This window comes from Kitasatospora sp. NBC_01250, from assembly GCF_036226465.1.
In the GTDB taxonomy this organism is placed as follows: domain Bacteria; phylum Actinomycetota; class Actinomycetes; order Streptomycetales; family Streptomycetaceae; genus Kitasatospora.
This window is the reverse complement of the sequence record NZ_CP108476.1, coordinates 2971965-2986473: the sequence shown is the minus strand read 5'-3', so window position 1 is coordinate 2986473 and position 14509 is coordinate 2971965. Positions and strand designations below refer to the sequence as shown.

General features: G+C 71.9%; 13 protein-coding genes. 9 read left to right on the top strand and 4 right to left on the bottom strand.

Features of this window, described 5'->3' with window-relative positions; all coding sequences use genetic code 11:
* Window positions 1–63 precede the first annotated feature (63 nt).
* Together fabG and fabI are read left to right on the top strand one after the other, a co-directional pair.
* Entirely contained in the window at window positions 64–783 is a 720-nt protein-coding gene (gene fabG, locus OG500_RS11970) for a 3-oxoacyl-[acyl-carrier-protein] reductase (RefSeq protein ID WP_327066542.1), read from the top strand.
* Between the two features lie 4 nt (window positions 784–787).
* Window positions 788–1561 (top strand): enoyl-ACP reductase FabI, encoded by a 774-nt coding sequence (gene fabI, locus OG500_RS11965; RefSeq protein WP_327066541.1) that lies wholly within the window; start codon window positions 788–790, stop codon window positions 1559–1561.
* 131 nt (window positions 1562–1692) lie between these two features.
* Here the strand turns inward: fabI and OG500_RS11960 are convergent, their stop codons facing one another.
* Entirely contained in the window at window positions 1693–2376 is a 684-nt protein-coding gene (locus OG500_RS11960) for a FadR/GntR family transcriptional regulator (RefSeq protein ID WP_327066540.1), read from the bottom strand.
* A 150-nt stretch (window positions 2377–2526) separates the two neighbouring features.
* Between OG500_RS11960 and OG500_RS11955 the strand changes: the two genes are divergently transcribed.
* The 3 genes from OG500_RS11955 (at window position 2527) to OG500_RS11945 (ending at window position 4657) form a co-directional block, all read left to right on the top strand.
* A complete protein-coding gene (locus OG500_RS11955; protein WP_329579584.1) occupies window positions 2527–3888 on the top strand; it encodes an MFS transporter in 1362 nt (453 codons plus the stop codon).
* A 69-nt stretch (window positions 3889–3957) separates the two neighbouring features.
* Window positions 3958–4080 (top strand): SGM_5486 family transporter-associated protein, encoded by a 123-nt coding sequence (locus OG500_RS11950; RefSeq protein ID WP_281404038.1) that lies wholly within the window; start codon window positions 3958–3960, stop codon window positions 4078–4080.
* Window positions 4081–4129: 49 nt separating this feature from the next.
* Complete coding sequence (locus OG500_RS11945; protein WP_329579576.1) at window positions 4130–4657, top strand: SixA phosphatase family protein; 528 nt, start codon at window positions 4130–4132, stop codon at window positions 4655–4657.
* Window positions 4658–4733: 76 nt separating this feature from the next.
* Here OG500_RS11945 and serB read toward each other — a convergent pair whose 3' ends face one another.
* Window positions 4734–6002: a phosphoserine phosphatase SerB gene (gene serB / locus OG500_RS11940; protein WP_327066537.1), complete on the bottom strand. Its 1269-nt coding sequence runs from the start codon at window positions 6000–6002 to the stop codon at window positions 4734–4736.
* Window positions 6003–6288: 286 nt separating this feature from the next.
* Between serB and OG500_RS11935 the strand changes: the two genes are divergently transcribed.
* Window positions 6289–9012: an FHA domain-containing protein gene (locus OG500_RS11935; protein ID WP_329579571.1), complete on the top strand. Its 2724-nt coding sequence runs from the start codon at window positions 6289–6291 to the stop codon at window positions 9010–9012.
* Window positions 9013–9111: 99 nt separating this feature from the next.
* Window positions 9112–10641: a helix-turn-helix domain-containing protein gene (locus OG500_RS11930; protein WP_327066535.1), complete on the top strand. Its 1530-nt coding sequence runs from the start codon at window positions 9112–9114 to the stop codon at window positions 10639–10641.
* Between the two features lie 18 nt (window positions 10642–10659).
* On the opposite strand, the gene OG500_RS11925 is transcribed toward OG500_RS11930, so the two are convergent.
* On the bottom strand, window positions 10660–11013 hold the full coding sequence (locus tag OG500_RS11925) for a hypothetical protein (RefSeq protein ID WP_329579568.1): 354 nt from the start codon (window positions 11011–11013) through the stop codon (window positions 10660–10662).
* Between the two features lie 185 nt (window positions 11014–11198).
* Here OG500_RS11925 and OG500_RS11920 point away from each other — a divergent pair, with 185 nt between their 5' ends.
* Window positions 11199–11771: a Uma2 family endonuclease gene (locus OG500_RS11920; RefSeq protein ID WP_327066532.1), complete on the top strand. Its 573-nt coding sequence runs from the start codon at window positions 11199–11201 to the stop codon at window positions 11769–11771.
* Between the two features lie 72 nt (window positions 11772–11843).
* Here the strand turns inward: OG500_RS11920 and OG500_RS11915 are convergent, their stop codons facing one another.
* Window positions 11844–12713, bottom strand: coding sequence for a TIGR03619 family F420-dependent LLM class oxidoreductase (locus tag OG500_RS11915; protein WP_329579563.1), 870 nt, complete (start codon window positions 12711–12713; stop codon window positions 11844–11846).
* Window positions 12714–12924: 211 nt separating this feature from the next.
* On the opposite strand from OG500_RS11915, the gene OG500_RS11910 reads away from it, so the two are divergent.
* Complete coding sequence (locus OG500_RS11910) at window positions 12925–14490, top strand: phytoene desaturase family protein (protein WP_329579560.1); 1566 nt, start codon at window positions 12925–12927, stop codon at window positions 14488–14490.
* Window positions 14491–14509 lie beyond the last annotated feature (19 nt).

Below are 14509 nucleotides of genomic sequence, written 5' to 3'. Positions count from 1 at the left end.
GATAGCGTCACAGTGCGTACGTTCGCCTGCGCGCCACAGGACACGACAGGGAGAGGTGGATCGTTGAGCCGCTCGGTTCTCGTCACCGGAGGTAACCGGGGCATTGGCCTCGCCATCGCCCAGGCCTTCGCCGAGGCGGGCGACAAGGTCGCCATCACCAGCCGTTCCGGCGAGGTCCCCGAGGAGCTGGCCAAGTTCGGCGTCCTCGCGGTGCGCTGCGACATCAACGACGCCGAGCAGGTGAACGCCGCCTTCACCGAGGTGGAGGCAGCCAACGGCCCGGTCGAGGTGCTGGTCGCGAACGCCGGCATCACCAAGGACATCCTGATGCTGCGGATGACCGAGGAGGACTTCACCTCGGTGGTGGACACCAACCTCACCGGTACCTTCCGGGTGGTCAAGCGTGCTTCGGCGAAGATGCTGCGGGCGCGCAAGGGGCGCATCGTGCTGGTCTCCTCGGTGGTCGGCCTGACCGGCTCGCCGGGCCAGGCGAACTACGCGGCCTCCAAGGCCGGCCTGGTCGGCTTCGCCCGCTCGCTGGCCCGTGAGTTCGGCCCGCGCAGCATCACCGTCAACGTGGTCGCCCCCGGCTTCGTGGACACCGACATGACCGCGGTGCTCAGCGAGGAGCGCCGCGCGGAGATCGTCTCGGGAGTGCCGCTGGGCCGGTACGCCGCGCCTGCCGAGGTCGCCTCCACCGTGCGGTTCCTCGCCTCCGACGAGGCCGCGTACATCACCGGAGCCGTCATTCCCGTGGACGGCGGATTGGGCATGGGTCACTGAGGACATGAGCGGAATTCTCGACGGCAAGCGGATCCTGATCACCGGAGTGTTGATGGAGTCCTCCATCGCCTTCCACACCGCGAAGCTGGCTCAGGAGCAGGGTGCCGAGATCATCCTGACCGCCTTCCCCCGGCCCAGCCTGACCGAGCGGATCGCCAGGAAGCTGCCGCGCCCGGAGAACGTCAAGGTGCTGGAGCTGGACGTCAGCAACACCGAGCAGCTGGACGGCCTGGCCGACCAGGTGCGCGAGCACCTCGGCAGCCTGGACGGCGTGGTCCACTCGATCGGCTTCGCGCCGCAGGACGCGCTCGGCGGCAACTTCCTGAACACGCCGTGGGAGTCGGTGGCCACCGCGATGCACGTCTCGGCGTACTCGCTCAAGGCGCTGACCATGGCCTGCCTGCCGCTGATGCCCGAGGGCGGCTCGGTGGTCGGCCTGACCTTCGACGCGCAGGTCGCCTGGCCGCAGTACGACTGGATGGGCCCCGCCAAGGCCGCGCTGGAGGCGACCTCCCGCTACCTGGCCCGTGACCTCGGCAAGCAGAACGTGCGCTGCAACCTGATCTCGGCCGGCCCGATCGGCTCGATGGCCGCCAAGTCGATCCCGGGCTTCGGTCAGCTGGCCGACACCTGGAACGCCCGCTCGCCGCTGCCCTGGGACGTCTCGGACCCCGAGCCGGCCGGGCGCGGTGTGGTGGCGCTGCTGTCGGACTGGTTCCCGAAGACCACGGGAGAGATCATCCACGTGGACGGCGGGCTGCACGCGATCGGCGCCTGAGGCTTTAGGCCGTGTCTCACAATTCCCGCCAGGCGCGCGTTGTGAGACACGGCCCAGCGCCGAGCAACGGTGAACGCCCCCTGGTCGGGACCAGGGGGCGTTCACCGTTTCCGGGTTCCGGTGCGGGCCGGTCAGTGGCCGGCCCGCTCCATCCGCTCGCAGGCGCCGATCACGGTGGAGGAGTGGGTGGCCGCGGCCGCCGCGTCGCCGGCCCGGATGGCAGTCAGGATGCCGTCGTGGCCGACGTAGCGCTCGGGGGAGAGCACCGGGCCGATGTCCTGGCGCAGGTGCGCGCGGGTCACCTCGCCGAGGTCGGCGTAGAGCGCGGCCAGCACGTCGTTGTGGGAAGCGGCCACCACGGCCTGGTGGAAGGCGGCGTCGGCCTGGACGAAGAGCTCGGTGTCGCCGCCGAACCAGGCCTCCTCGCGCCGGGCGAGGGTGGTCTCCAGCAGCGCCAGGTCCCGCTCGGTGCGCCGCTCGGCGGCCAGTGCCGCCGCCGATGCCTCCAGCAGCGAGCGCAGCTCGGCGACCTGGTCCGGCTCGGCGTCGGCGAACCGGCGGTGCATCACCCCGGCCAGCTCGCTGGTGGCCAGCACGTACGTCCCCGAGCCCTGGCGGATGTCCAGCAGCCCGTTGTGCGCCAGCGCCCGGACCGCCTCGCGCACGGTGTTGCGGGCCACGCCCAGCTGTTCGACCAGCGCCGTCTCGGTGGGGATGCGGGAGCCGACCGGCCACTCGCCCGAGGTGATCTGGGCCCGCAGCTGGGCGATGACCTGATCGGCCAGCGGGGTCCGCCGGGGCGAGGACAGCGTCATGGTGCTCCTTGGATGGCTCGGGTGGGGACCATCTTCCCTCCTCCGGCCCGGGTCCGGGTGATGGGTGCGGGAGTGGATTCCGGGGAATGGATGTCAGGGAGTGGATCAAAACGGGTGGCTAAATCATCCCATCATTCTATGATGGCGCTCATGTCCTCCGCAGCAGACACCACGACCGATCCGACCGCGCCGGCCGCCGGCCCTGCCACCGACGGCCCGGCGGCCGTGGCCGACCACCCCCGCGCCCGCCTGCTCGGCGTGCTGCTGGCCGTCGCGGTGGCGCTGGCCGCTGTCAATCTGCGCCCCGTCGTCAGCAGCCTCGGCCCGCTGCTCCAGCGGGTCCGGGACGATCTGCACATGAGCGCCGCGGTGGCCGGGCTGCTCACCGCGGTGCCCTCGTTCTGCTTCGCGGTGCTCGGCTTCGCGGCTCCCGTGCTGGCCCGCCGGTTCGGGCCGATCGTGGTGGTCGCCGCCGGGATGGGCGCGATCACGGCCGGCGTCGCCGCGCGCTCGTTCGCGGGCGGGACGGCCGTCTTCCTGCTGCTCACCGCGCTCGCGCTGGCCGGGGTGGCGGTGTCCAACGTGCTGATCCCGGTGGTGATCAAGCGGTACTTCCCCGAGCGGGTCGGTCCGATGATCGGCCTGTACTCGATGGCGCTGTCGGCCGGCACCGCGCTCGCCGCCGCCGTCACCGTGCCGCTGACCAGCGCGCTCGGCGGCAGCTGGCGGGTGGGCCTGGGCATCTGGGCGGTGCTGGGCGGGCTCGGGCTGCTGAGCTGGCTGCTGGTCCTGCTGCTGCGGCGCGACGGACGGCGGGGCGGTCCGGCGGGCGTTCGGGCGGGCGTTGAGGCGGGCGGTCGGCCGGACGTCCAGGCGGGCGGGGGGCCGGGCGGGCAGTCGGCAGCCGCGGAGGCTGCGGCGGGTGACCGGCTGGCGATCACCCGCAGCCGGACCGCCTGGGCGCTGGCCTGCTTCTTCGGCATCCAGGCCACCGGCGCCTACGCGGTGATGGGCTGGCTCTCGAAGATCTTCCAGGACGCCGGGGTGAGCGCCGGCACCTCGGGCCTGCTGCTGGCGCTCACCATGGCGGTCGGGGTGCCGGTCTCCTTCGTGCTGCCCAACTGGGCCGCCCGGCGCGGCGACCAGCGGATCTTCGTGGTGGCGCTGGCCGCCTGCGGGGTCGCCGCCTACCTGGGCCTGATGATCGCGCCGGTCGGCGGGGCGTGGCTGTGGGCGGTGCTGCTGGGCCTGTCGAACTGCGCCTTCCCGCTGACCCTGACCATGATCGGCCTGCGGGCGCGGACCAGCGGTGGCGTCTCGCAGCTGTCCGCGTTCTCCCAGGGGGTCGGCTACCTGATCTCCATCCCCGGCCCGATCCTGGTCGGCGCGCTGTACCAGAGCACCAACGGCTGGACGGTGCCGCTCGGGTTCCTGGCGGTGCTGCTGGTGCCGCAGGTGCTGATCGGGCTGCGCGCGGCCCGGGCCCGGCACATCGAGGACGAGGTCGGCTGAGGGCCGTTGCCGCGGGTGTCCGTCCACCCCGGGTGCCGTCCGGTCGGGAACGGGTGCGAGACTCTGGCCATGCCAGTTCTCGAACCCAACCCCACCGACGGCCGCAAGAAGCTGCTGCTGGTCTTCGCGGCGATCATCGGCATCGTGGTCCTGATCTCGATCATCGCGACCATCGCCCAGTCGATGGGCTGAGAGGTCCGCCGACCCGCGGCCGGGCGGGGTTTTCTGCGAAGCTTTTCCAATGAGCGTCAACGCGTCCCGCAGGATCATCGTGCTCCGACACGCCAAGGCCGACTGGCCGGAGGTGACCGACCACGAGCGGCCACTGGCCGACCGCGGCCGGCACCAGGCACCGGCGGCCGGCCGGTGGCTGGCCGACTCGGGGATCGACCCCGACTACGTGCTCTGCTCCACCTCCCTGCGCACCCGGGAGACCTGGAAGCTGGCGGCACACGAGCTGCCCAAGCGGGCCCGGAAGACGGTCTTCGAGGACCGGATCTACGACGCGACCGTGGGCGAGATCATCGAGGTCCTGCAGGAGACCCCGGACGCGTACGCGGACGTGCTGCTGGTCGGCCACAACCCCGGGGTGCAGAACCTGACCGAGGTGCTGGCCGGGGACGCGAGCCTGGGCGACGAGCTGGTCCAGCTGCGCCGGGGCGGCTTCCCGACCGCCGGCATCGTGGTGCTGACCTTCGAAGGGGCCTGGAAGGACGTCGAGCCGGGCGTGGCCACGCTGGTCTCGTACTTCGCGCCGGCGCAGGACTGAGCGGCGAGCTGCCGCCTGGCCACCTCGGACGGGCCCGGTACGCCTCGCGCACCGGGCCCGTCCGGGTGGTCGGGGCTCAGGACCCCGGGAGGTCCTGCGGCTCGTACTCCGGCGGGGTGCCGTGCAGCTCGTCGGCGGCCTCGACCTCCTCGCGGGTGATCCCCAGCAGGTAGAGCACGGTGTCCAGGAACGGCACGTTGACCGCCGTGTCCGCCGCCTCCCGGACCACCGGCTTGGCGTTGAAGGCGACCCCGAGCCCGGCGGCGTTGAGCATGTCCAGGTCGTTGGCGCCATCGCCGATCGCCACCGTCTGCTCCAGCGGCACCCGGGCCCGCTCGGCGAACCTGGTCAGCCAGCGCGCCTTGCCGGCCCGGTCCACGATCTCGCCGGTGACCCGCCCGGTGAAGCGGCCGTCGGCCACCTCCAGGGTGTTGGCCGCGGCGAAGTCCAGTCCGAGCAGCTCCACCAGGTAGTCGGTGACCTGGGTGAACCCGCCGGAGACGATCCCGACCTGGTAGCCCAGCCGCTGCAGGGTGCGGATCAGTGTGCGCGCCCCCGGCGTGAGCCGGACCTCCGAGCGGACCTTCTCCACCACCCCCGCGTCCAGCCCGGCCAGCAGCTCGACCCGGGCCCGCAGCGACTCGCCGAAGTCCAGCTCGCCGCGCATCGCCGCCGCCGTCACCTCGGCGACCTCGGCCTCGCAGCCCGCGTGGGCGGCGAACAGCTCGATCACCTCGTCCTGGATCAGCGTGGAGTCCACGTCCATCACGACCAGGCGCTTGGCCCGCCGCTCCAGGCCGGCCGCGACCACCGCGATGTCCACCCGCTGGGCGGCGGCCTCCAGGGCGAGCACCGCCCGCAGCCGGTCGGTGGCCACGCCCGAGACCGCCAGCTCGACGGCGGTCACCGGGTACTTGGCCAGGCGGAACATGCGGTCGATGTTGCCGCCCTCGGCGGTGATCTGGTGGGCCAGCGCGCAGACGGCCGCGGCGGTCAGCGGGTGGCCGAGCACGGTGACGTGCGAACGCCCCTCGGCGCGCGGCCGGTTGTCGCCGGTGCCGGAGATGATCTCGGCCTGGAGGTGCTGCTCCTCGGCCCAGCGGTGCACGGTGACGCGCAGTGCGCCCTCGGCGCCGGGGCCGCCGCCGGTCGGCGGGGTGACCAGGGCACAGAGCGTTATCCGGCCCCGGGTGACCACCTGTTCGAGGTCGATCACATCGACCTCGAAAGCGGCCAGCGTGGCGAAGAGTCCAGTGGTGAGGCCCGGGCGGTCCTTGCCGAACACCTTGACCAGCAGAGTGCGCTTGTCGTCGGCGGACCGGGGCTGCGGGGGTGTGGTGTCCATGGTACGGACCACGCTACCCGGACCGGGCGCGGGAGCCGGTGCGCGTCCGTCCCGTGGACGCCCGGTGTGCACCGTGAACCGGTCCGGTGGACCCGGCGGGCACCGGGCCGGGCGGGCTGTCACCGGGGGAACCTGGGAACGTTGCCGCCTGGTCACAGTCGTCGGGGGCGACTTTTCGCCCTCCGGGCCAAGCTGGAATGATTACCCCCCGTCAGACGCGATATTCCTCACCCTCCCCGCTCACGGGGAAACCATCGGGGGACCGAGAGAGCGGGGCAGGCGGACAGTGCCGCAACTCGTACTAGAGATCAACGGGCAGCAACGGACCCTCGAACCGGGGCGTGCCTACACCATCGGACGGGACCCGCAGGCGGACTTCCCGTTCGAGGACGCCAGGGTCTCCTGGCGGCATGCCACCATTTCGTTCACCGGCGCCGCTTGGCAGTTGGAGGACCACGGCAGCACCAACGGGACCTGGGTCGCCGGCGGACGCACCCTGCACGCGCAGCTGGTGCCCGGCACGGTGCTGAACCTGGGCAACGGCGAGAACGGGCCGCGGCTGGTCTTCTCGGCGCCGGCCGCCGCGGTGCCCGCCCAGCAGGGCGCGCCCGGCTACCAGGCCGCGCCCGCGCAGACGGCTCCGGCGCAGGCCGCACCGGTGCAGGCAGCTCCGGCGCAGGCGGGGGTGCAGGGGGCGCCGCCGCAGTGGCAGGGCGGGCCGCCGGCCCAGCCGCAGCACGGGTACCAGCAGCAGGGGTACCCGCAGGGATACCAGCAGCCGCCGGCCTTCCCGCAGCAGCAGGGGCAGCCGCCCCAGCAGGGCTACCCGCAGCAGGGGCAGCCGCCCCAGCAGGGCTACCCGCAGCAGGGGCAGCCGCAGGCCGGGTACGCGCAGGCGTCCGCGCCGTCGCCCGCGTACGCGCAGCCGGGCCCGCCGGCCTATCAGCAGGGGGCGGCGCAGCCGCAGTTCGCCGATGCTCCGGGCACCGGCCTGGGCGAGCGCAACCCCACGATGGTCCGCAACCTCACCGCGGGCATGCGGATCGTCCGGATCGGCCGCGCCCTCGACAACGACGTCGTCGTCTCCGACCTCCAGGTCTCCCGCCACCACGCCGAGCTGCGCCAGCTGCCGGACGGCCGGTACGAGATCGTCGACCTCGGCTCGCACAACGGGATCTTCGTCAACGGCATGCCCGCGCAGCGCCAGCTGCTCGGCCCGCAGGACCGCCTGACGGTCGGCCACTCCTCGTTCCAGCTGGTCGGCGACCAGCTGCAGGAGTTCATCGACAACGGCCCGGTCTCCTTCTCCGCCCACCACCTGACGGTGGAGGTGGAGCACAAGGGTGCCAAGAAGATCCTGCTCAACGACGTCAGCTTCGGCGTGCCGGAGAAGTCGCTGGTCGCCGTGATCGGCCCGTCCGGCTCCGGCAAGTCCACCCTGCTGCGCGCGCTGACCGGCTACCGCCCCGCCGACCGCGGCGAGGTGCTCTACGACGGCCGCAACCTCTACAAGCAGTTCGCCGAGCTGCGCCAGCGGATCGGCCTGGTGCCGCAGTCGGAGATCCTGCACAAGGAGCTGACCGTCCGCACCGGCCTGAAGTACGCGGCCCGGCTGCGGTTCCCCGGTGACACCGAGCCCGCCGAGCGGCAGCGCCGGATCGACGAGGTGCTCTACGAGCTGCGCCTGGACAAGCGCGCCGACAACCGGATCACCGCGCTCTCGGGCGGCCAGCAGAAGCGCGTCTCGGTCGCTCTCGAACTGCTCACCAAGCCTTCGCTGATCTTCCTGGACGAGCCCACCTCGGGCCTGGACCCGGGCATGGACCGCGAGGTCATGCAGATGCTGCGGGGCCTGGCCGACGACGGCCGCACGATCCTGGTGGTCACCCACTCGGTGGCCGAACTCGCGCTCTGCGACCGCCTGTTGGTGATGGCGCCGGGCGGTTCGGTGGCCTACTTCGGCCCGCCGGACGAGGCGCTGCACTTCTTCGGCTACGAGACCTGGGCGGACGTGTTCCAGGCCTTCGAGAACTACCCCGACCACGACTGGGCGGGCCGCTACCGCGGTTCGGTGCACTTCCAGCAGTACTCGGCGGACGTGGACGCCGTCGCCGTGCAGCACGCGCCGGTCAACCACCAGCCGGTGCAGCTCTCCAAGCCGCAGAGCTGGGGCTCCCAGCTGTGGACGCTGATCCGCCGCTACCTGTCGGTGATCGCCTCCGACCGGGGCTTCCTGGCGCTGTCGGTGCTGCTGCCCGCGGTGCTCGGCGTGGTCTCCACGGTCGTCCCGGCCACCCACGGCCTGGCGCCCAATCCGCAGGGCGGCTCCAACAACGCGGCCGGCACCATCATGCTGGTGCTCGCGATCGGCGCCTGCTTCTCCGGGGCGGCCAACTCGGTCCGTGAGCTGATCAAGGAACGGGCGATCTACGAACGAGAACGCGCCACCGGCCTGTCCCGGTCCGCGTACCTGATGTCGAAGATCATCGTGCTCGGCATCTTCAGCGTGCTGCAGGGCGCGATCATCGCGGCGGTGGGCTTCTCCACCCGGGCGCTGCCCACCCAGGGCCTGATCTTCAAGAACGCGCCCGCCATCGAGATGGCGATCGGCATCATCCTGCTGAGCTTCGCCTCGATGATGTTCGGCCTGGTCATCTCGGCCCTGGTGAAGACCGCCGAGAAGACCATGCCGCTGCTGGTGATGTTCGCGATCATCCAGGTCGTCTTCACCGGCTGCCTCTTCCAGCTCTTCGACAAGGCCGGGCTGGCGCAGTTCGCCTGGCTGATGCCGGCCCGCTGGGGCGTCGCGGTGGTCGGCACCACGCTGGACCTGGGCCACATGATGATCCTCGATCCGGCGCACATGAACGAGCATGACGGCCTGTGGAAGCACTCGGTGCTGCAGTGGTCGATCGACTCGGCGATGCTCGTGGTGCTCTCCACCGCGCTGGCCTTCCTGGTGCTGCGGCTGCTGCGGCGGCACGAGCCGGAGGTCATGCAGAAGGGCTGAGGCGCCTGACGCGTCTTCATCGCAGGTCAGGGCGGGCGGTACTCCGAACGGGGGGTGCCGCCCGCGCCCGTATCTCATACGTGAGATATCGTCTCGGCTATGGCAGATGACTACCTCTCGCGCATCGGCAAGCTCATCCGTGACGCTCGCAAGCACCGTGGCTGGACGCAGGCGGAGCTGGGGACCGCTCTCGGCACCAGTCAGAGCGCGGTCAACCGGATCGAGAACGGCGGACAGAACATCAGCCTTGAGATGATCGCCCGCATCAGTGAGGCCCTGGACAGCGAGATCGTCTCGCTCGGCTACGCCGGTCCGATGCACCTTCGGGTGGTCGGCGGGCGCCGCCTGTCGGGCAGCATCGACGTCAAGACGAGCAAGAACGCGTGCGTCGCGCTGCTCTGCGCCTCGCTGCTCACCACCGGGCGCACCACGCTGCGCCGCGTCGCCCGGATCGAGGAGGTCTACCGCCTGCTGGAGGTGCTGCACAGCATCGGCGTGAAGACCCGTTGGATCAACGACGGCGCCGACCTGGAGATCACCCCGCCGGCCGAGCTGGACCTGGACGCGATGGACCAGGACGCGGCCCGCCGCACCCGGTCGATCATCATGTTCCTCGGCCCGCTGATGCACCGGGTGGACCGCTTCAAGCTCCCCTACGCGGGCGGCTGCGACCTCGGCACCCGCACCGTGGAGCCGCACATGGCCGCGCTGCGCCGCTTCGGCCTGGAGGTCACCGCCACCACCGGCCTCTACCACGCCGAGGTCGACCGCACCGTCAGCCCCGAGCGCCCGATCGTGCTGACCGAGCGCGGCGACACCGTGACCGAGAACGCGCTGCTCGCCGCCGCCCGGCACGACGGCATCTCGGTGATCCGCAACGCCAGCCCCAACTACATGGTCCAGGACCTGTGCTTCTTCCTGGAGCGCCTGGGCGTCAAGATCGAGGGCATCGGCACCACCACGCTCACCGTGCACGGCCGGGCCGTCATCGACTGCGACGTGGACTACGCACCCTCCGAGGACCCGGTGGAGGCGATGAGCCTGCTGGCCGCCGCCGTGGTCACCGAGTCCGAGCTGACGGTCTGCCGGGCGCCCGTGGAGTTCCTGGAGATCGAGCTCGCGGTGCTGGAGGAGATGGGCCTGGACTACGACCGCGGCCCCGAGTACTTCGCCGACAACGGCCGCACCCGGCTGGTCGACCTGACGGTCCGCCCGTCCAAGCTGCACGCGCCGATCGACAAGATCCACCCGATGCCGTTCCCCGGCATCAACATCGACAACGTCCCGTTCTTCGCGGCGATCGCCGCCACCGCACAGGGCTCCACGCTGATCCACGACTGGGTCTACGACAACCGCGCCATCTACCTCACCGAGCTGACCCGCCTCGGCGCCAACGTCCAGCTGATGGACCCGCACCGGGTGCTGGTGGAGGGGCCGACGCGGTGGCGCGCCGCCGAGATGATGTGTCCGCCGGCGCTGCGCCCCGCGGTGGTGGTGCTGCTGGCGATGCTGGCGACCGAGGGGACCTCGGTGCTGCGCAACGTGTACGTGATCAACCGGGGGTACGAGGACCTGGCGGACCGGCTGAACTCGATCGGGGCGCAGATCGAGACGTTCCGGGACATCTGAACTCCCAGGTCCACTGGCTCACGCTGAGATCTCCTGGCCGGCCTCGGCCAGCAGGGCGGCGAGCTCGAGAGCCGCGGCACGCCGCTCGGCGGGATCTTCGGACTGGGCCACCAGCCGTTCGCAGCTGTGGAAGCGCTCCGCCCGAGCGGGCACGCGCTCGATCGCGACGATGACGCCCCACTTGCGGTGGAAGAGGTGGACCGGCGCCAGGCTGTCACGCTCGGAGGCCCAGGTGAAAGCCTGCTGCATGTCCTCGAACAGCTCGGGCAGGCGGGACGGAACGAGCACCGCCACCGCCTTCCGGAGAGCCGGGTACTCCAGGGGTGGCATCGGGATACGAGGCTCGTCGGAGTGGTGCGCTGCGCTGGTCACGGTGGACTCCAGGGGCTGTGCGGCCACCGTACGGCAACGGGGTGGTGGGGCGCCAAGAGCGACGGGCTCAGTGGGTGGGGCCGGATGAACTCGATCGGGGTGCAGAACGCGACGGTCCGGGACATCTGAGGAGGCGGGTGGCTAGGGTCGTGGGCGGAACAGCTTGGTAGAGGGAGGTTCTGCCCGTGATCGGGAGCGGTGATCGGGCGCAGCTGTGGCCCGAGGCGTTCGAGGAACTCGCCCGTGCTGCCCACCGGGTGGCGGAGGGGCTGCGGCTTGAGTATCTGGACGGGAAGCTGCGGGCAAAGCCAGGAGCGGACGGCAGCCACGCGACGATGGTCGGGTGGCTGACACGGGTCCTGCTGATGGAGCGGCCGGAGGCGTTCCTGCACAAGCAGGGCCTGCGGATTCCAGCCGGGTACGCCTGCCCGGATCGGGTGTTCGCTGTGAGTGATGCCTTCGCGGGGCTGGGGGAGTGGGCGAGCGCCGGGGACGTGCTGATGGCGGTGGAGGCCACGGCGGGCGAGGCTGACGCCGATCGCTCGGCGAGGGTTGAGAAGCCGCGTGTCTATGCGGTGGCCGGGATCCCGGTCTATCTGCTGATCGACCGGGATTCGTGTGAGGTGAAGGTCTACAGCGAGCCCGACGGGGTCCGGTACGAGAACCTCCAGATCGTGCCGTTCGGGAAGTCGGTGACGCTGCCGGACCCGGTGGGGATCACGCTGGAGACGGAGCCGCTCAAGGAGTGGGTCCGGTGAGCTGCGGGCGGTCCCGTCGGGCAGTCCGCCGGAACGTCGTGGTCCAGGGGTAGCTGCCGCCCGGAGGGCTGCTCAGTGGGCGGGGTGGAGCCAGTGGGCGGCGAGGGCGTCGACCCAGGCGGCGGCTTCGTGCGGGGCGGCTGGTGGGGCGCCGACCACGACCAGTTCGGTCACTCCTGCCGAGGCCAGCGCGGGGAGCAGGTCCGGGGTGCCGTCGGTCAGGGCGACCGCGACCGAGAAACCCGCCGGGCCCTGGTCGAGCCGCGCGCCGTGTGCGGCAAGGGTGTTGACGTGGGCGGCGACCTCGGCGGCCGGGAGGTTGAAGCCGTACCAGCCGTCTGCGAGGGTGGCCGCCCGGCGCAGGGCCGCCTCGCTGTTGCCGCCCAGCACGACCGGCAGCTGCCGGTCCCGCACCGGCCGGGGGTTGACCCTGATCCCTTCGAAGCGGACGAACTCCCCCTCGAAGGAGGCGACATCGTCGGACCAGAGCACCCGCATCGCGGCGAGGTACTCCGCCGTGCGCCGGCCGCGACGGGCGAAGGGCACGCCGAGCGCGGCGAACTCCTCGGCGGACCAGCCGACGCCGACGCCGAGGGTGAACCGCCCCGCGGAGAGCACGTCCAGCGTCGCGGCCTGCTTGGCGACCAGCACCGGGTTGTGCTCGGGCAGCAGCAGGACACCGGTGGCCAGCTCGATCCGGCTGGTCGCCGCCGCGGCGAAGGCGAGGGTGAGCAGCGGGTCCAGCCAGTCGGCATCGGCGGGGACGGGAATGCTGCCGTCGGCGGCATAGGGGTAGCGGGACCGTGGTTCGTCCACCAGCACCACGTGCTCGCCCACCCAGAGCCGCGCGAAACCGCGGGCCTCGGCGGTGCTCGCCACCGCCCGGATCACCTCGGGGCGGGCGCCGTCTCCGATGCCCAGCGCGTGCAGTCCGATCTGCATCGTCCCACCTCCTGCGGCCGCACCGCCGTACGGGCGGGAACCGGGGAGGGGCTCACCCGACGGGACTGGGGGCCTACCCGTCGATCGTAACGAGGACGGCGCGGCGGTCGCCAACGCTCGCGCTCGGAGTGCGGAGCCAGGAGCCCGGCAGGACCGGGTCGGGTCGGACACGCACCTAGCCGGTCGGGATGGCTGCGTGTTACCAAGGGGTATGGCGACGTATGACGCGGTGATCGTCGGTGGTGGCCACAACGGGCTGGTCGCGGCGGCCTATCTGGCCCGGGCCGGGCGGCGGGTGGTCGTGCTGGAGCGGCTCGGGCGGACCGGGGGTGCGGCGGTCTCCACGCGGCTGTTCCCCGGGGTCGACGCCCGGGTCTCGGCCTACTCCTATCTGGTCAGCCTGCTGCCGTCGAAGATCGTGACGGACCTCGGGCTGCGCTTCGCCGTGCGCAAGCGTGCGGTCGCCTCCTACTCACCCGCCGTGCGGGCCGGGCGGCCGACCGGGCTGCTGGTGGAGCGCGATCCGGTGCGCACCCGCGAGTCGTTCGCCCGGTTCACCGGCTCGGACAAGGAGTACGACTCCTGGCAGCGGTTCCAGGGCATGCTCGGGCAGGTGGCCGAGCGGGTCTTTCCGACCCTGACGGAGCCGCTGCCCACGCGCGGCGAACTCCGTGCCCGCGTTGATGATCCGGCGGCCTGGGAGGCGCTCTTCGAGCGCCCCATCGGCGAGGCGATCGAGGCGGCCTTCGAGGACGACCTGGTGCGCGGCACGGTGCTCACCGACGCGCTCGTGGGCACCTTCACCCACGCCCACGACCCCTCCCTGCGGCAGAACCGCTGCTTCCTCTACCACGTGATCGGCGGTGGCACCGGCGACTGGGACGTCCCCGTGGGCGGGATGGGAGCCCTGACCGACGCCCTCGCCGACGCGGCCCGTGCGGCTGGTGCGGACATCCGCACCGCGTGTGAGGTGACGGGCATCGCCACGGACGGCAGGACGGCCGAAGTGACCTCCACGGGCGGCACGTTCGCGGCGCGGCACGTCCTGGTCAACGCCGCCCCGCACGAGCTGGCCCGGCTGTTGGGGGAGCAGGCTCCGCCGCCGTCCGAGGGGTCCCAGCTCAAGGTCAACATGCTGCTGCGGCGGCTGCCGAGGCTGCGCGACAGCGCCGTCGAACCGCGCGCCGCCTTTGCGGGGACCTTCCACATCAGCGAGGGGTACGAGGAGTTGGAGACCGCCTACCGGCAGGCGGACGCGGGCCGGATCCCGTCGGCCCCGCCGTCGGAGATCTACTGCCACTCGCTGACGGACCCCTCCATCCTCGGCCCCGAGCTGGCCCGCGAGGGGTATCACACCCTCACCCTCTTCGGCCTGCACGCTCCCGCCCGGCTGTTCACCGCCGACCACGGGACCACGCGCGAGCAGCTGCTCCGGGCCACGCTGGACCAGCTCGACTCCCACCTCGCCGAGCCGATCGCCGACTGCCTGGCCCTCGACAGCGACGGCCGTCCGTGCTTGGAGGCCAAGAGCCCGCTGGACGTGGAGCGGGAGATCGGGCTGCCCGGCGGCAACATCTTCCACACCGCGCTCGACTTCCCCTACGCGGAGGGCAGCGGGGAGGGGGAAGGGGAGAGCGAGAGGGAAGGGGCGGCGGCCCGGTGGGGGGTCGGGACCGCCCACGCCAACGTGCTGCTGTGCGGGTCGGGCGCGGCACGGGGCGGCGGGGTCAGCGGCATCCCCGGCCACAACGCGGCGATGGCGGTGCTGGGGCGGTGAGGGGCTGTGAGGGGCGGGG